The following is a 16,954-nucleotide window of genomic DNA, read 5'->3' on the forward strand; positions in this document are numbered from 1 at the left end:
AGAGCTCGTCGAGTGTGTGAAAGCTCTGACGGACGCTCAGTGGCTCAGGCGTCGCGCCATGCTGTGCAACAACGGAAACAGCAGTGCCCAAAGCAGGCCGATGCCGATCAGGGTCGGTAATTCGCCGTAGGGAAATTGCACCCCGGCCAGTCGTCCGCCGCCGTAGTACGACAATGCGCCGCCGACAGCGCCCAGTGCGGTGGCCAGCCACCATGGCCGTGCAGTCCACGCAAGGCAGTGACGCAGGGTCGTGGCGAGCAAGGCCCAGAGCAGCATCAGCCACAGCGGAATCAATGGTGACTGATCCTGGAACTCAAACACGCCAAGACCACGCAAAACGCTGTCCACCGCCGTACCGACCAGCACCACGCAGAGAATCAAGCGACCTTCAGCCGCCCAACTGCTGATCCAGCGCAGATGAATCACCAGCACCGCCAGCGCCAGCAGCAGCCACAAACTGTTGCCGCCGAGCACACAGACCAGCCAGCCGATCTGGAACAACACGGCATTGGCGATCCGCTCAAGCATCGAAGCGGCCGAGCAGTGGCGCGGGCATGGCGGCCGGTTTGGCCAGCAACAACTGCGCGGTGCCGATGGTGCGTTCGAGGAAGCCGCCCTCGCAGTAGCACAGGTAAAACTCCCACAGCCTGAGGAAATAATCGTCGTAGCCCAGCTCGCTCAAGCGACTTTGGGCGCGGCGAAAATTCTCGTGCCACAGGCGCAGGGTTTTTGCGTAATGCAGGCCGAAGTCTTCCATGTGCAGCAGGTTCATATCGGTGTCGCGGCTGACCACCTCGAGCATCTTCTGCACAGAGGGCAGGGCGCCGCCGGGGAAGATGTAGCGCTGGATGAAATCGACGCTGCGCTTGGCTTGCTCGTAGCGCTGTTCGCGAATGGTGATTGCCTGAATCAACATCAGGCCGTTGCTTTTGAGCAGGTGTGCACATTGTTTGAAGTAGGTCGGCAGGAAGCGATGGCCGACCGCTTCGATCATTTCGATCGACACCAGTTTGTCGTACTCGCCGGTGAGGTCGCGGTAGTCCTTGAGCAACAAGGTGACTTGATCCTGCAAGCCCAGTTGTTCGATGCGTTTTGCGGTGAACGCGTACTGCTCTTTCGACAATGTGGTGGTGGTCACGCGGCAGCCATAATTCTGTGCGGCATAGAGTGCCATGCTGCCCCAACCGGTGCCGATTTCCAGCAGGTGATCCTCAGGCTTGAGCGCGAGCTTCTGGCAGATGCGCTCCAGTTTGTTCAGTTGCGCCTGTTCCAGACTGTCTTCGGGGGTGAGGAACTGCGCCGCCGAATACATCATGGTTGGGTCGAGAAATTGTTCGAAAAGATCGTTGCCGAGGTCGTAGTGCGCCGCGATGTTTTTCTGCGAACCCTTGCGCGTATTGCGATTGAGCCAGTGCAAGCCTTGCACCAGCGGCCGGCCGAGACGGGCAAGGCCGCCCTCCATTGCATCAAGTACGTCGAGGTTGCTGACAAACACTCGCACCACGGCGGTCAGGTCGGGCGAACTCCAGTAACCGTGGATGAAGGCCTCGCCAGCACCGATCGAACCGCTGCTGGCGACCATGCCCCAGACCGCCGGATCCTGGATATGGATTTCCCCAAGCAGTGCACTGCCGGGATTGCCGAACAGCAGGTGCTCGCCCTCTTCGACGACCCGCAGATGCCCGTTTCTGAGCTGACCCAGTTGGCGCAACACGCCACGGCGCAGGAGCGAGCCGGTCAGGCCGTTGGTGCTGAACAGATTGGCTTTGGCCGAGACGCTAGAGGATTTCATGGCGGCGCTCCTTGGGAAGCACGGTGGCGGTTTGAAAGCTGCCGTCAGCAGCCTTGTGAGGGAAGATCGGTGCACGCTTGAGCAACAGGCGCAGCGCCTGCCAGTAAATCGCCAGAGCCGTTTTTGCCGTCATCCATGGAAAGCGCCGCAAATAGCGATGCAAGTTGGCGCGGTCGAGTGTTTCGCGTTTCAGGCTGAGGGTGGCATCGAACAGTTTGTGTTCGCCCTGCCAGTCCGCCATGTGCACGCCGAGGCTTTGCGCGGCGGGGCTGAAACTCATGCGGTATTCCAGATCGCGCGGCAGAAATGGCGAAACGTGAAAGGCTTTGGCCACAGCGAAGTGTTGATGGAAGTCGTGCACGTTCGCCGGGGGCCGGGCAGGCAATACGTAGTGATAACGCTCGCGCCACGGCGTGTTGGTCACTTCGCAAAGGATTGCCGCCAGTTGCCCGTCAGCCTCATGGCAATAAAAGAAACTCACGGGATTGAATGCCAGGCCCCAACTGCGCGGCTGGGTCAGCAGGCAGATCGAACCTTGTGGTTCATGCCCGATAGCCTCGGCGACCCGCTGGCGTACCGCATCGATAAGACGGACGCCGCGCCCGGTGAAGACTTTCAGGTAGTCGGTCTCGCGAAACGAGAACGGCGCGAACCGGCTGTTTCCCGCCAATGGCGATAGTCCGAGCACCGTGTCCTGCTCGGCCAGATCCAGATACAGCAGACCGATCCGGTAGCGGAACTCGTGCCGGCGCGGCGAGAAACGGCGATGGCCGATCCAGCCGCTGTAAAGGGCGCTGTTCATAAGGTTTCCCCGAACGCGGCGGCCACGCGCAAACCGCTGACCACGCCGTCTTCATGAAAACCGTTGGCCCAGTAGGCGCCGCAATAATGGGTGTTCTGCACGCCGTCCAGTTCGGCCCAGCGATTTTGCGCGGCTACGGCAGCGAGGCTGAATTGCGGGTGGGCGTAGGTGTATCTGGCGAGCACCTTCAACGGACTGATGCCGGCACTCTGGTTGAGGCTGACGCAGAAAGTGGTGTCGCTCTCGATCCCTTGCAGGATGTTCATGTCGTAAGTGACGGCCGCGTGGGTAGGGCCGGCACCGCTCAAGCGGTAATTCCAACTGGCCCAGGCAAGTTTGCGTGTCGGCAACAGACGCGTGTCGGTGTGCAACACGACTTCGTTGTCGGCGTAGGGCAGGGCGCCGAGAATCGCCCGTTCGGCGTCGCTCGGGGTCGCCAGCAGGTGCAAGGCCTGATCGCTGTGGCAGGCAAACACCACTTTGTCGAAATGCTCGATGCCCGCCGGGCTGTGGATAACTACGCCGTGTGCGTCGCGATCGACCCGGGTCACCGGGCAATTCAGGCGAATCCGGTCCCTGAAAGTGGCGGTCAGTGGTTCGATATAGGCGCTGGAGCCCCCTTCGATAACCTGCCACTGCGGGCGATCACTGACTGACAGCAGCCCGTGATTCTTGAAGAAGCGCACAAAGAACTGCAGCGGAAAATTGAGCATCTCGGCCATCGGCATCGACCAGATCGCCGAGCCCATCGGCACGATGTAATGCAGGATGAAGCGCTCGCCGTAACCGCCGGCCTTGAGGTAGTCATCGAGGGTGGTGTCGGCGGCGATCCGTTGTTCGGCCAGGTCGCGCTGGGCTTCTTTGTTGAAGCGCAGGATGTCGCGCAGCATGCCCCAGAAGCCCGGCGAAAACACATTGCTGCGCTGGGCAAACAGGCTGTTGAGGTTGTTGCCGTTGTACTCCAGGCCGGTGTCCGGATCGGTCACCGAAAAGCTCATTTCGGTCGGTTTGAACGGCACGCCGAGCTGGCCGAGCAAGCGGATGAAGTTGGGGTAAGTCCAGTCGTTGAATACGATGAACCCGGTGTCCACCGCGTATTGGCGATCATCGACCGTCACCTGCACGGTGTGGGTGTGGCCACCGATCCAGTCGCTGGCCTCAAACACCGTGACTTCATGTCGGCGATTGAGCAGGTAGGCGCAGGTCAGCCCTGCAATCCCGCTGCCGATAATGGCGATTTTCATGCCGGGTCTCGCAGTGGCGGTTGTTTACGCACCATGCGTTTGCCAATCGCCAGTTGCAGGCGCGCAGGCAATTTCGACAAGGGCCACAGCGCCGCAATGAACAACGCCGGGAAAGCGATTTCCAGTGGGCGATCCTTGAGTTTGGCGAAGATGTGCCGGGCGGCTTTATCCACAGGCCAGCTCAGAGGCATCGGGAAATCGTTCCTGGCGGTTAACGGGGTCTCGACAAAACCCGGGCTGACCACGGTGACTTCAATGCCTTCATCCGCCAGATCAATACGTAACGATTCGAACAGATAGCGCAGGCCAGCCTTCGATGCACCATAGGCTTCGGCCCTTGGCAGCGGCATGTAAGTCACCGAACTTGCGACCCCTACCAGATGCGGCGCCGTGCCATTGCGCAGTAACGGCAGGGCGGCTTCGATACAATAAGCGCTGGCGAGCAGATTGGTGCGCACCACGTGTTCGACGATGGAAGAATCGAATTGCCGGGCATCGACATATTCACAGGTGCCGGCATTGAGGATCACCGTGTCCAGTGAGCCCCAGTCCTCGCTGATCTGCTGGCCGATTTCCCGCACGGTCTGGCTGTTGGTCAGATCACCCGGTACCACCAGCACTTGTCCGGGATAACGTTGCGACAATACTTTGAGCGGGGCGATCTGACGGGAGCTAACGGCCAGATGCGCGCCGGTTTTCAGAATCTCTTCAGCCAGTGCCGCGCCGATGCCACTGCTGGCACCGGTCAGCCAATAACGCCGTGGAGGTGTACGACTCATCCCATTCTCCTTTTCAACCAGGCGATCACCCGGCCCAATACTGGTAAGTGTTCATACAGCAATGCCCCGGCATCGAAATAATCCCGGTGGCGATAAACCTTGTCGCGCCAAAGCAGATGCGAGCAGCCGCCGACGCGGATCTCCCGGCCACTGGCCAGGCGCGGGTGGCGATAACTCATGACCCAGCGCAGGTAGCCTTCACCCTCGCCGATCTGATCGAAACCGTGGAAGTCGAAATGCAGCTCACTGACGTTGGCATAAAGTTCACCAAAGTAACTGCGCAATTGCGCGAGTCCCTGAACTTCATGCAGCGGATCAGTGAAATGAACGTCTTCGCTGTACAGCTCGCCCAGGCGGTGCAGGTTGTCTTTGTTCAACCCGGAAAATTGCCGGGCGAAGCTGCGCAGGAATTCACTCATGATCGACTCCGGCCGGTTGCCGGGACGGCAGATTCTTGAACGCAGTCAGCGCCCGTTCCCGCGAAGCACTGAGGTTGACGATGGGCTGTGGATAGTCCGCGACGCCGAACAGGCCACCGGCACTGGCCGGGTTATGCACTTCCTTTTTGTTCAGTTTGGCCAGCTCAGGCAGCCAGTGCTTGATGAACAGACCTTCGCTGTCGAATTTTTCCGACTGGCTCAGCGGGTTGAAAATGCGGAAGTACGGTGCCGAATCAGTGCCGGTTGACGAACTCCATTGCCAGCCACCGTTGTTCGCCGCCAGATCCCCGTCGATCAGATGGCGCATGAAAAAGCGTTCGCCTTCACGCCAGTCGATCAGCAGGTTCTTGGTCAGGAACATCGCCACCACCATGCGCAGGCGATTGTGCATCCAGCCGGTTTCGAGCAGTTGGCGCATGGCGGCATCGATGATCGGCAGGCCGGTGCGCGCTTCTTGCCACGCGGCGAGTTCGTCCGGCGCGTTGCGCCAGGCCAGCGCTTCGGTCTCTGGACGAAATGCGCGATGGCGCGAGACTCGTGGATAACCCACCAGAATGTGTTTGTAGAATTCGCGCCACAGCAGCTCATTGATCCAGGTGACAGCGCCGACCTTGCCGCTTTCGAATTCACCCTGATTGCTTTGCAACGCGGCGTGCAGACATTGGCGTGGCGAGATCACGCCAGCGGCCAGATACGCCGAAAGCTGACTGGTGCCGGGCTTGGCCGGAAAGTCGCGCTCGTTCTTGTAGTAATCGATTTGTGCGTCGGCAAACGTGTCGAGACGGCGCCTGGCTTGCTGTTCGCCGGCGGGCCAGAGGGCGCGCAGCGATTCGCTCGGAGTGGCAAAACCTTTGACGGATGCCGGAACCGGATCACTGTCGATGGCCTGCGGCGACTGTTTGCCGGGTGCTTTCACCAGCGCCGGCATCGAGCGATGCAGGCGTTCATAGCAGACCTTGCGGAACTGGCTGAACACCTGAAAGTAGGTACCGGTTTTGGTCAGCACCGTGCCAGGCTTGAACAGCAACTGATCAAGGTAGCTGTGAAATTCGATGCCCTCGGCCTGCAATGCCTTGGCCACCGCGGCATCGCGGCGGCTTTCGTGGATGCCATATTCCTCGTTGACGTGCAGCGCTTCGATGTTCAGTTGTCGACAAAGCTTGAGCAGTTCCGTCGGCGCCTGATCCCAATGCGTTGCAGTGCGAATCAACAATGGAATGTTCAGTTGGCCGAGACTTTTGCTCAGTTCGCCGAGATTGCGCAGCCAGAAGTCGACCTTGCACGGGGCGTCGTCGTGTTCCTGCCATTGCTGGGGGCTCAACAGATACACGGCGACCGTCGGGCCGCGGGCAGCGGCGGCCGCGAGGGCGGTGTTGTCATGTTGGCGCAGGTCGCTGCGCAGCCAGATCAATTGCATGTCGGTCTTCACTGAGTTCATTAAATCAGCCCACGCTCGACGAGCACCTGATGCGCCGAAAGCGGATCTTCAGCCAGGTACAAATCAGCCATTTCGGTAGTTCTTACGGACAACTCGGCGTGGTGGATGCACACCGTTGGTCCGGCAATCATTTTTGAGCATTCGACACCCGCCAAAAGTTTCGGCAACTGCCCGACTTGCATGGCTTTGCTGGAATACAGCAGTACGCCACGGGCTTGCAGATGCTCGACCGCCAGTGCCAGTTCTCCGGCCGGCAGCGGCCAGTCAAACACTTGCACCGGGCAATCGGCGCTACTGATCAGCCACGCGCATAGCCACAGATGAGGTTCCAGTGGCAGGTCGGAATGATTGATCAGCAACAGAGGAGCGGCGTGCAATTGACGATTGTTATGGTAGATGCGTGCGCCGAATTTGCTGCGCAACCACGAATAAAAAAACACTCGCTCCATCTGCGCGCCGAACTGGCCCTGCCAACGCTGTTCGAGTTCGGCCAGCAGCGGCATCAGTAATTGCTCGCACAGCGTGCGTGGTGGATAGAGCGCCATGGCTTGATTGACGCTGTCTTCGACGGCGCGTTCGTCAAGCTGGGTGACGGCCGTCAGGAGGATGTGGTGCAACCGTTGCCAGTCGTTTTCCACCGTTTCGCTGAAGGCTTGTGGCGTGTCGAGCAGCGGCTTGACCTGACTGACCGCAACCCCACGGTTGAGCCAGGTGAGGATGGTCAGAATGCGTTGCACATGATCGGCCGAATACAGCCGATGGCCCTTGGGTGTGCGTTGCGGGATGACCAGTCCATAGCGACGTTCCCACGCGCGCAGCGTGATCGCATTGACGCCGGTCTGGCGCGCCACTTCACGAATCGGCAGCCAGCCTTCGTCGAGGGCTTTCTTGAAGTCGGCGCCGAGGTCTTCCTGGGCGCTTGAGTCGGTTTTTTCGTTCATTAGATAGCGTTTCGCAGGCTGAGATTTTCCGGGTGCGGTTGCAGGTAGACCTGCTGCGCAATGTACGGGTCCGGATGGAGGCGAAAGTGATGTTTGAGCAGCGTCAGCGGCACCACCAGCGGCACGATGCCGTGGCGATACTGGCCGATGACGTGCTGCATTTCCTGTTTGTCTTCGGCAGTGATGACCTGCTTCAGGTAACCGCTGATGTGCTGCAAGACATTGCTGTGGGTGCGCCGGGTTGCGCACTTTTTCAACGCCGCCATCAGCTCGCTGAAGTAGCGCGGGCCGAGTTCGGCCGGGTCGGTGTGGCCCATGTTGCCGAGCATGTTGCCCAGCGTTTTGTATTGCACCGGGTTGTGCGCCATCAGCAGGTATTTGTAGCGCGAGTGAAATTCTGTGAGAACGCGCCGGCTCAGGCCTTCGGCAAGCACCTGCTGCCATTCGCTGTAGGCGAGCACGCGGGTAATGAAGTTTTCCCGCAGTACCGGGTCGTTCAAGCGACCGGCTTCTTCCACCGGCAAGTCGGGGTGCCGGGCACAGAAAGCCTGGGCGTAGATGCCACGTCCGCCGCCGTTCACTGGCGCGCCGTTGGCGCCATAGACCTTGACCCGTTCCAGCCCGCAGGACGGCGATTGCTGCATGAAGATGTAGCCGCAGATGTCATTGAGTTCGCCAGCCATTTTCTCGCCGTATTCGGCCAGTGGCGCGGTGACGTTGATCGTCGGGTTGACGGTGCCGATGGCTTCGGGGCTTTCTGTGTCGCCGACCAGACGAATCGGCTCGCGGGGAATCCCCAGGCCGATAGCGACTTCCGGGCAGACCGGGACGAATTCGAAATGTTCTGCGAGCGTGCGGCTGCACAGTCGCGATTCCTTGTGTCCGCCGTTGTAGCGCACCTCGGCGCCCAGCAGGCAGGCGCTGATGGCTATCTTTGGTTTGAGCGCAGAAGGTTCGGACATGAGCACCTCGAATCTATTCCTGTACACAGAGTTATCTCTGTACAACTTTTCTTTAGCATAGATTCAGTGGTGTACAAGTCAAATCATTTGTATAAGTTTTCCTACATGAGCCAGCCGATTTTCCACTGCTCGTTGTTCTGCAGCGTCTGCCAATCGAGCCGCTCGGTACGTTTGGTCAGCACCGCCTGCAACTCAACCTCCAGCACCGTGCCTTCCTCATCGCGGATCAGTTCGGTGACCAGAAAGTGCTTTTCGCGGTTTTGCGGATGGGCTGCTGTCCATTTCGACAGCAGCAGTTTTTGCGGATTTATGCGGTTCATTGCAGATGTTCGTGCAAGCGACGTGCGGCTTCCTGACCGCTGAGCCAAGCGCCCTCGACTCGACCGGACAGGCACCAGTCGCCGCAGGCGTACAGGCCCAGATCGGCATCCGCCAACGTGCCCCATTCGTGGCCGGTTGCCGGACGGGCGTAAAGCCAGCGGTGGGCGAGGCTGAAGGTCGGAGCGGGCATGGCGCTGTGCAGCAGTTCGGCGAAGGCACCGTGCAGTTGCTCGATCACGGCTTCCTTGGGCAGATCGATGTGCTGGCGGCTCCACGCACTGGTGGCGTGCAGCACCCAAGTGTCGAGGGTGTTGTCGCGTCCGGGTTTGCTGCGGTTGCGCGCCAGCCAGTCGAGTGGGCTGTCCTGCACGAAGCAGCCTTCGATAGGCGTATCCAAAGGTGTGTCGAAGGCGAGGGCGACGGCCCAGGTCGGGTCCATTTTCACCCCGGCGGCGGCGCCGGCAAGTTTCGGCGCAGCGGCCAGCAACGCGGTGGCTTGCGGCGCTGGCGTGGCGATCACCACATGGCTGAAGGGGCCGTGGGTAAAGCCTTCAGCGTCTTGCAGGTGCCAGTGTTCTTCGCCGCGAAAGACCTCGGTGATCCGGCAGGCGAAATGCACTTCCAGACCGTCGAGCAAGCCGCGGGTGATCGCGCTCATGCGCGGCGCGCCGACCCAGCGGGTTTGCTCGTCCGGCGACAGGTTCAATTGTCCACCCTGGAAGGTGTAGAGCTGTGGCGTCCACTCGGCAACCCAGCCCTGACTTTGCCAGCGCTGAACCTCGGTGACGAAACGTCGATCGCGCGCCGTAAAATATTGCGCGCCCATGTCCAGCGAACCGGCGTCGCTGCGTTTGCTCGACATGCGACCACCGCTGCCGCGGCTTTTATCGAACAATTGGACGGTGTGCCCGGTCTCTGTCAGAGCCTGAGCGGCCGAGAGTCCGGCGATGCCGGTGCCGATGATTGCGATAGGTACAGTCATAGGGGCCTCGTTTACCTTTCTGTACAGACTACGCCGTGGATGAAACCTGTACAATATTGTTTTTTGGTATAACTTCTAGCGTTCTCGTTCTGACAGCTTGGCCTATGGTTAAACAATAGAGCTTGCCCGTCCGAAAAGATCCCTGCTTATAAAAATAGACTAGTGATCCGGGTAAAACGCCACGCGAGGAAGAAGTCATGCACATATTGCTGACCGGCGGTACTGGTTTGATAGGACGTCAGCTCTGCCGGCATTGGTCGGCGCAGGGCCATCGTTTAACGGTCTGGAGCCGACGCCCGGAAAAAGTCGCAAAAATCTGTGGCGCGCAAGTGCGTGGTATCGCGCGACTGGAAGACTTGGGCGATGAATTTGTTGACGCCATTGTCAATCTTGCGGGCGCGCCGATTGCCGACCGACTCTGGACGCACCGCCGCAAAGCGTTGCTGTGGAGCAGCCGCATCAAGCTCACCGAAACGCTGTTGGCGTGGCTCGAAACCCGAGCGCAAAAGCCGTCGGTGCTGATCTCTGGATCGGCCATTGGCTGGTACGGCGACGGCGGTGAGCGCGAACTGACCGAAGAGTCGCCACCGGTGATCGACGATTTCGCCAGCCAGTTGTGTATCGCCTGGGAAGAAACCGCCCTGCGCGCAGAGTCGCTGGGGATGCGCGTGGTGCTGGTGCGAACAGGGCTGGTGCTGTCGGCCGAGGGCGGTTTTTTGTCGCGGTTGCTGCTGCCGTTCAAGCTTGGGCTGGGCGGGCCTTTGGGCAATGGTCGGCAGTGGATGCCATGGATTCATATCGACGATCAAATCGCCCTGATTGATTTTCTTCTGCACCGCGATCAGGCGAGCGGTCCTTATAATGCCTGCGCGCCGAAACCTGTGCGCAATCGTGAATTTGCCAAGACGCTGGGCAGCGTGTTGCACCGCCCGGCGTTCATGCCGATGCCGACCCTGGCGCTGAAGGTCGGTTTGGGCGAGATGTCTCTGTTGTTGCTGGGCGGCCAAAAGGCCATGCCCGTACGCTTGCTGGAAGCGGGTTTCTCTTTCCAGTTCACGGATTTACGCGCGGCTCTGGACGATCTCTCCAGCCGCCTCTGAAATAGGACGTTGCATGACCGATCACGCCTTGCTTCTGGTCAACCTGGGTTCCCCGGCCTCCACCTCGGTGGCCGATGTGCGCAGCTACCTCAATCAATTCCTGATGGACCCCTACGTGATCGACCTGCCGTGGCCGGTGCGGCGTTTGCTGGTGTCGTTGATCCTGATCAAACGGCCCGAGCAGTCGGCCCACGCCTATGCCTCGATCTGGTGGGAAGAGGGTTCGCCGCTGGTGGTGCTCAGCCGTCGCCTGCAAGCGCAGATGAAGGCGCAGTGGAAGCATGGCCCGGTCGACTTGGCCATGCGTTACGGCGAGCCTTCAATCGAAACGTGCCTGACAAGACTGGTAGCAGCGGGGCACAAGCGCATCACGCTGGCGCCGCTGTATCCACAGTTCGCCGACAGCACGACCACCACGGTGATCGAAGAGGCCAAGCGTGTCATTCGCGCGAAGAATCTCGGTGTGCAGTTGTCGATCCTGCAACCGTTCCACGATCAGCCGGAATACCTTGACGCCCTGGTGGCCAGTGCCAAGCCGCATTTGCAGCAGGATTACGATCACTTGTTGCTGAGTTTCCACGGTTTGCCGGAACGGCATCTGACCAAGCTCGACCCGACCGGCGATCACTGCTTCAAAAATGAAAACTGCTGCAAGAATGCATCGCCTGCAGTGTTGGCCACTTGTTATCGCGCGCAATGCTTGCGCACGGCGGCGTTGTTTGCCGAGCGCATGGGCTTGCCGGAGGGTAAATGGTCAGTGTCGTTTCAGTCGCGCCTGGGCCGAGCGAAGTGGATTGAACCCTACACCGAAGCGCGGCTGGATGAACTGGCGAAAAGCGGCGTGAAGAAGATTCTGGTGATGTGCCCGGCGTTCGTCGCCGACTGCATCGAAACGCTGGAGGAGATCGGTGATCGCGGCAAGGAGCAGTTCCGCGAAGCGGGGGGCGAGGAGTTGGTGCTGGTGCCGTGCCTCAATGACGACCCGCAATGGGCGAAGGCGTTGGCCACTCTTTGCGAAAGAGCGCCGTTGGCGTTGTAGTGATCGTTCCCACGCTCTGCGTGGGAATGCCTCTAGGGACGCTCTGCGTCCAGTGACGCGGAGCGTCACGGGCTGCATTCCCACGCAGAGCGTGGGAACGATCAGGCCTTAGATCAGCGGCTCATCCGCCTTCTTGTTCTTCCAGCCATCATTGCCCGGCAGAATCAGGTTCAGCGCAATCGCCACCACCGCACACAGCGCGATGCCTTTGAGGCCGAAGTCGTCGGGCCCGGTGCCGGTGCCGACCAGCACACCGCCAATCCCGAACACCAGCGTCACCGAAACGATCACCAGGTTGCGTGCTTCGCCCAGATCGATCTTGTGACGGATCAGGGTGTTCATCCCCACCGCGGCGATCGAACCGAACAGCAGGCACAGAATCCCGCCCATCACCGGTACCGGAATGCTTTGCAGCAACGCGCCGAACTTGCCGACGAACGCCAGGCTGATGGCGAAGATCGCCGCCCAGGTCATGATTTTCGGGTTGTAGTTCTTGGTCAGCATCACCGCGCCCGTCACTTCGGCGTAGGTAGTGTTCGGTGGGCCGCCGAACAAGCCGGCGGCGGTGGTGGCAATGCCGTCACCGAGCAGGGTGCGATGCAGGCCTGGCTTCTTCAGATAGTCGCGACCGGTCACGCTGCCGACGGCAATCACGCCTCCGATGTGTTCAATGGCCGGAGCCAATGCCACCGGGACGATGAACAGAATCGCCTGCCAGTTGAATTCCGGCGCGGTGAAGTGCGGAATCGCAAACCATGGCGCAGCGGCAATCTTCGCGGTATCAACGACACCGAAATAGAACGCCATACCAAAACCGACCAGCACGCCGGAAATGATCGGCACCAGACGGAAGATGCCTTTACCGAACACGGCGACGATCAACGTGGTCAGCAATGCGGGCATCGAGATCATCATTGCGGTCTGGTAATGGATCAGCTCCGAACCGTCGCCCGCCTTGCCCATCGCCATGTTCGCGGCAATCGGCGCCATGGCCAGGCCGATGGAGATAATCACCGGGCCAATCACCACCGGCGGCAGCAGACGGTCGATGAAGCCAGTGCCTTTGATCTTCACGGCCAGACCGAGGAAGGTGTAGACAAAGCCGGCCGCCATCACGCCGCCCATGGTCGCGGCCAGACCGAACTGGCCCTTGGCGAGAATGATCGGGGTGATGAAAGCGAAGCTCGACGCCAGAAACACCGGCACCTGACGGCCGGTGACGATCTGGAACAGAATCGTGCCTAAACCCGCGGTAAACAGTGCCACGTTCGGGTCAAGGCCCGTGATCAGCGGCATCAGCACCAAAGCGCCGAAAGCCACGAACAGCATCTGCGCGCCGGACAGCACCGTGCGCCAGAGCGGATCGTTGAACTCTTGCTGCATGCTCACGCGTCCTTCTGCTTGGTGCCGAAGATCTTGTCACCGGCGTCGCCAAGTCCAGGGATGATGTAACCGTGTTCGTTCAAACGCTCATCAATGGACGCGGTGTAGATGGTCACGTCCGGGTGAGCCTTTTCTACGGCAGCAATGCCTTCCGGCGCGGCAACCAGCACCATCGCGCGGATGTCTTTGCAGCCGGCTTTCTTCAGCAGGTCGATGGTCGCAACCATGGAGCTGCCGGTGGCGAGCATCGGGTCGATGATCATGGCCAGGCGTTCGTCGATTTCCGGAACCAGTTTTTCCAGATAAGTGTGTGCTTGCAGGGTTTCTTCGTTGCGGGCAACGCCCACAGCGGAAACCTTGGCACCCGGGATCAGGCTCAGCACGCCTTCGAGCATGCCTATACCGGCGCGCAGGATCGGCACGACGGTGATCTTCTTGCCGGCGATTTTCTCGACCGACACGGTGCCGCACCAACCTGCGATATCGTAGGATTCGAGCGGCAAATCTTTTGTAGCTTCATAGGTCAACAGTGCGCCGACTTCCTGAGCGAGCTCGCGGAAATTCTTGGTGCTGATGTCAGCGCGGCGCATCAGGCCGAGTTTATGACGGATCAGCGGATGGCGGATCTCGAGGATGGGCATGGGAAAGGCTCCGGCGGCGGGCAAAAAAACCGGCCTAGATTAATCTATCCGAGGGTGATGTCCTATAGGACATTGAGTACGTTAGTCCATAAAGGCTTGATTCGGCCGTGCGAGATGCGTACCTTTGCCCGCTTTTCGCAGCCATACCCCCACCCATCACCCCCCGGAGAGCGCCATGTCCGCTGATCTCGAGCATATCCGTCAAATCATGCGAGAGGCTGACTGCCTGTACACCGAGTCTGAAGTCGAGGCTGCCATCGCTCGCGTCGGTGCACAAATCAACGAACAACTGGCCGACAGCAATCCTGTGGTGTTCTGCGTGATGAACGGCGGCCTGATTTTCTCCGGCAAACTGCTGACTCATCTGCAATTCCCGCTGGAAGCGTCTTACTTGCACGCGACCCGTTATCGCAATGAAACCAGCGGCGGCGACCTGTTCTGGAAAGCCAAGCCGGAAGTCTCGTTCATCGACCGTGACGTGCTGATCATCGACGACATCCTCGACGAAGGTCACACCCTGGGCGCGATCATCGACTTCTGTAAACACGCTGGCGCGCGCCAAGTGCACACCGCCGTGCTGATCGACAAGGACCACGACCGCAAGGCGCGTCCTGACCTGAAAGCCGATTTCGTCGGCCTGCCGTGCATCGACCGTTACATCTTCGGTTACGGCATGGACTACAAGGGTTACTGGCGCAACGCCAACGGGATCTTTGCCGTTAAAGGCATGTAAGACCCCCGCGCTATCCCCTGTGGGAGCGAGCCTGCTCGCGAAAGCGATCTTTCATTCAGCATAAGTGTTGAATGTGAAATTGCCTTCGTCGGAACGCCGCCCGGAGCAAGCCCGCTCCCACCGTTGTTTTGTGTGTGCTGATCCATCTGTGATACCCATGCTAGAGTGCTCGGCCCCTCCCCGGAGCCTGTCATGAGCCTCTTGATCCGCAGCTTTGCCGCCCTGTTGCTGACCCTCAGCCTGCCTCTGTCCGCCGCCCCGATGCACAGCCAGTTCCTGCCGCCGGACGATCTGACCCTGCGCGATGCCGAGCCCGAGCATCAGCAACTGCTGCAAGTCACCGATTATTCAGTAGTGGTGGGCGCGCAACGCCAGTCCAACCAGCAGCCGATTCCGGTCACCTCGTCACTGTTAATCCGTCTCAAAGGCAAGTCCCTGAACAAGGGCGCGACGATCAATCAGGTGCTGGTCAGTTTCGATGGCGAAAGCAAAAGTCTGAAGAAACCGGTGTATGACGACAAAGGTAAAACCCTGACGCTGTTTTATCCTTTGGCGCAGTACCGCGTGGTGATCGATTTGCTGCGCAATGACACTGTCTATGTGCAATTCCTCAGCTACGCCAACGGCCATATCTGGGCTGATTTGCACACCGGTAGCGTGCGCGCGCGTTGAGCGCGGCGGCGGGGCAGGGGTAAACTGCCCGCCCGTGAAATGTCTGCGAGCTGGAGTCGGCAATGCGTAAAGATAAGAAACAAGTGATTGGTGACGAGATCGGCGATGAGCAGATCAAGCTGTTCCTCGATTTTGAACCGGTCGACGCCACCTCGCCGTCGCTGCACAAACTGGTCAAGGCCTACCGTGGCCTGCGGATTGATGACTTTGAGCGGTTTCTGGGCTTCTTCGTTGCGGCTGGCTACGACGTCGATGGCAAGGACGAACAGGGCAAGACCTTCGTTGAGCTGATCGCCGATCAGCGTAACGCCCCGGAATACATCGAGCTGATCGAAAAGTCCCGCGGTTAAGGTCGAAAGACAAGGTCAAAAGATCGTAGCCTGCGGCAGCTCCTACATGGGATTTATGGTGACCCTGTAATTGGATGGACTCGCCCAAGCCGAGGCGTCAATGCGCCACGGTGGCAGTCTAAACAGCCATCGACAGCGAGGGCGAGTCCATGAAAAATCATAGTTCGAATGATCAATCCCTGTCTTCTTCCGATTTGTCGGCCTGCACAACTTTGGCGGTAGATCTGGCCAAACAGGTCTTTCAGGTCGCTGGTGAAGATGTCCTCGGCCAGGTGCGCTATGAACAGCGGATCAAGTCGCGTGAGGCGTTTTATGAGTTTCTCCAACAGCTGCCGCCTCATGTCGTGGTTTTGATGGAGACCGGTCCGGGAGCTCAAGCCTGGGCCCGGCAGTTGCAAGACAAAGGTAATCTGGCGCGGATTCTTCCAGCCGGTTTGGTGACCACACACCGCAGTGGGCCTAAAAATGATCGCAACGATGCGCTGGCGATTCTGCGCGCTGGTCGCGATGAAAAAATCTGCGCGGTACCGGTCAAAAGCGTTGCTGCGCTGGCAATGCAAGCGCTGCATCGCGCCCGTCAGGGCTATGTGCGTCGACGCACGGCGGTCAGCAATCAGATGCGCGGCCTGCTGCTCGAGCACGGCGTGGCCTTGGCGCAGGGCGATGTTGCGATCAGTCAGAAGATTCCGCGGGTACTGGAAGATGCGACCCAGCCACTGCCTGGCCTGCTGCGTGAATTGATCGACGAACTGTTGGCTGAGTGGCGCCATTTGGGCGAGCGCATCGGCGTGTTGACGGGCCGCCTGGAAGTGGCCGCTAACGCCGACATGACAGCGAGGCGACTGATGACCGTGCGCGGCATTGGCCCAGTCATTGCCACGGCACTGGTGGCCAAGGAAACCAACCCTGAGCGGTTTCCCAATGCCCGCAAGTTTGCCGCGTACTTTGGCATGGTGCCTGACCAGCACAGCAGCGGGCAGACGGTCCGGCTGGGCGACATGACCAAGCGAGGTGATGTTTATTTACGCAGCTTGATGATCCAGGGAGCCCATTCGGTCCTGCAACAACTGCGACCTGATTCCCTGCAACCCGATGACCGCCGCTTGTTGCGGTGGATGAGCCGACTGGGCCGTAAGGAGGCTGCGATCAGGTTAGCCAACCGCAACCTACGAATCGTCTGGGTGCTTCTACAGAATGACCAGTCTTATCGTCGTCATGCTGGTAATGGTCAGTAAGCGACGATAAGCCACTGAGCGACCGAGTTCTGCCACCGAGGTACTGACTGTCCGACCCTTTGCTGAAAAAAATTGACCCCAGGTAAGACCGGCGTGGATT

At 59.7% G+C, this 16,954-nt stretch carries 19 protein-coding genes; 6 read left to right on the plus strand and 13 right to left on the minus strand.

The window, feature by feature from the left end; genetic code table 11:
• Positions 1 to 36 precede the first annotated feature (36 nt).
• The 11 genes from ATI02_RS21050 to ATI02_RS21100 form a co-directional block, all read right to left on the minus strand.
• Positions 37 to 528: a DUF2878 domain-containing protein gene (locus ATI02_RS21050; protein WP_095190612.1), complete on the minus strand. Its 492-nt coding sequence runs from the start codon at positions 526 to 528 to the stop codon at positions 37 to 39.
• Positions 521 to 1,792: an SAM-dependent methyltransferase gene (locus ATI02_RS21055; RefSeq protein WP_100847228.1), complete on the minus strand. Its 1,272-nt coding sequence runs from the start codon at positions 1,790 to 1,792 to the stop codon at positions 521 to 523. The genes ATI02_RS21050 and ATI02_RS21055 overlap by 8 nt, the downstream gene beginning before the upstream one ends.
• Positions 1,779 to 2,594 carry a DUF1365 domain-containing protein gene (locus ATI02_RS21060; RefSeq protein ID WP_100847229.1) on the minus strand — a complete coding sequence of 272 codons (816 nt, stop codon included), beginning with the start codon at positions 2,592 to 2,594 and terminating at the stop codon, positions 1,779 to 1,781. The genes ATI02_RS21055 and ATI02_RS21060 overlap by 14 nt, the downstream gene beginning before the upstream one ends.
• Positions 2,591 to 3,838 carry an NAD(P)/FAD-dependent oxidoreductase gene (locus tag ATI02_RS21065; protein ID WP_100847230.1) on the minus strand — a complete coding sequence of 416 codons (1,248 nt, stop codon included), beginning with the start codon at positions 3,836 to 3,838 and terminating at the stop codon, positions 2,591 to 2,593. Before ATI02_RS21065 ends, ATI02_RS21060 begins: the two co-directional genes overlap by 4 nt.
• Complete coding sequence (locus tag ATI02_RS21070; RefSeq protein WP_100847231.1) at positions 3,835 to 4,617, minus strand: SDR family NAD(P)-dependent oxidoreductase; 783 nt, start codon at positions 4,615 to 4,617, stop codon at positions 3,835 to 3,837. Before ATI02_RS21070 ends, ATI02_RS21065 begins: the two co-directional genes overlap by 4 nt.
• Complete coding sequence (locus tag ATI02_RS21075; RefSeq protein ID WP_095190607.1) at positions 4,614 to 5,036, minus strand: nuclear transport factor 2 family protein; 423 nt, start codon at positions 5,034 to 5,036, stop codon at positions 4,614 to 4,616. Before ATI02_RS21075 ends, ATI02_RS21070 begins: the two co-directional genes overlap by 4 nt.
• Positions 5,029 to 6,474, minus strand: coding sequence for a deoxyribodipyrimidine photo-lyase (gene phrB, locus ATI02_RS21080; RefSeq protein WP_192886530.1), 1,446 nt, complete (start codon positions 6,472 to 6,474; stop codon positions 5,029 to 5,031). Before phrB ends, ATI02_RS21075 begins: the two co-directional genes overlap by 8 nt.
• Positions 6,475 to 6,494: 20 nt before the next feature.
• Positions 6,495 to 7,436 carry a MerR family transcriptional regulator gene (locus tag ATI02_RS21085; RefSeq protein WP_095190605.1) on the minus strand — a complete coding sequence of 314 codons (942 nt, stop codon included), beginning with the start codon at positions 7,434 to 7,436 and terminating at the stop codon, positions 6,495 to 6,497.
• Positions 7,436 to 8,398 (minus strand): YbgA family protein, encoded by a 963-nt coding sequence (locus tag ATI02_RS21090; protein WP_095190604.1) that lies wholly within the window; start codon positions 8,396 to 8,398, stop codon positions 7,436 to 7,438. Before ATI02_RS21090 ends, ATI02_RS21085 begins: the two co-directional genes overlap by 1 nt.
• A gap of 101 nt (positions 8,399 to 8,499) precedes the next feature.
• On the minus strand, positions 8,500 to 8,718 hold the full coding sequence (locus ATI02_RS21095) for a TIGR02450 family Trp-rich protein (protein ID WP_100847233.1): 219 nt from the start codon (positions 8,716 to 8,718) through the stop codon (positions 8,500 to 8,502).
• Positions 8,715 to 9,701, minus strand: coding sequence for an NAD(P)/FAD-dependent oxidoreductase (locus tag ATI02_RS21100; RefSeq protein ID WP_095190602.1), 987 nt, complete (start codon positions 9,699 to 9,701; stop codon positions 8,715 to 8,717). Before ATI02_RS21100 ends, ATI02_RS21095 begins: the two co-directional genes overlap by 4 nt.
• Before the next feature lie 197 nt (positions 9,702 to 9,898).
• On the opposite strand from ATI02_RS21100, the gene ATI02_RS21105 reads away from it, so the two are divergent.
• Together ATI02_RS21105 and hemH are read left to right on the plus strand one after the other, a co-directional pair.
• On the plus strand, positions 9,899 to 10,801 hold the full coding sequence (locus tag ATI02_RS21105; protein ID WP_095190601.1) for a TIGR01777 family oxidoreductase: 903 nt from the start codon (positions 9,899 to 9,901) through the stop codon (positions 10,799 to 10,801).
• 13 nt (positions 10,802 to 10,814) lie between these two features.
• Complete coding sequence (gene hemH / locus ATI02_RS21110) at positions 10,815 to 11,840, plus strand: ferrochelatase (protein ID WP_095190600.1); 1,026 nt, start codon at positions 10,815 to 10,817, stop codon at positions 11,838 to 11,840.
• 108 nt (positions 11,841 to 11,948) lie between these two features.
• Here the strand turns inward: hemH and ATI02_RS21115 are convergent, their stop codons facing one another.
• Together ATI02_RS21115 and upp are read right to left on the minus strand one after the other, a co-directional pair.
• On the minus strand, positions 11,949 to 13,223 hold the full coding sequence (locus ATI02_RS21115; RefSeq protein ID WP_095190599.1) for a uracil-xanthine permease family protein: 1,275 nt from the start codon (positions 13,221 to 13,223) through the stop codon (positions 11,949 to 11,951).
• Between the two features lie 2 nt (positions 13,224 to 13,225).
• On the minus strand, positions 13,226 to 13,864 hold the full coding sequence (gene upp / locus ATI02_RS21120; protein WP_007912842.1) for a uracil phosphoribosyltransferase: 639 nt from the start codon (positions 13,862 to 13,864) through the stop codon (positions 13,226 to 13,228).
• A gap of 175 nt (positions 13,865 to 14,039) precedes the next feature.
• On the opposite strand from upp, the gene ATI02_RS21125 reads away from it, so the two are divergent.
• The 4 genes from ATI02_RS21125 (at position 14,040) to ATI02_RS21140 (ending at position 16,854) form a co-directional block, all read left to right on the plus strand.
• Entirely contained in the window at positions 14,040 to 14,597 is a 558-nt protein-coding gene (locus ATI02_RS21125) for a hypoxanthine-guanine phosphoribosyltransferase (RefSeq protein WP_100847234.1), read from the plus strand.
• Between the two features lie 192 nt (positions 14,598 to 14,789).
• Positions 14,790 to 15,269: a hypothetical protein gene (locus ATI02_RS21130; RefSeq protein ID WP_095190598.1), complete on the plus strand. Its 480-nt coding sequence runs from the start codon at positions 14,790 to 14,792 to the stop codon at positions 15,267 to 15,269.
• A 62-nt stretch (positions 15,270 to 15,331) separates the two neighbouring features.
• Positions 15,332 to 15,619, plus strand: coding sequence for a PA4642 family protein (locus ATI02_RS21135; protein WP_095190597.1), 288 nt, complete (start codon positions 15,332 to 15,334; stop codon positions 15,617 to 15,619).
• A gap of 194 nt (positions 15,620 to 15,813) precedes the next feature.
• A complete protein-coding gene (locus ATI02_RS21140; protein WP_100848419.1) occupies positions 15,814 to 16,854 on the plus strand; it encodes an IS110 family RNA-guided transposase in 1,041 nt (346 codons plus the stop codon).
• Positions 16,855 to 16,954: the final 100 nt, after the last annotated feature.

Origin of the sequence: Pseudomonas baetica (assembly GCF_002813455.1) — a bacterium.
Classification (GTDB): domain Bacteria; phylum Pseudomonadota; class Gammaproteobacteria; order Pseudomonadales; family Pseudomonadaceae; genus Aquipseudomonas; species Aquipseudomonas baetica.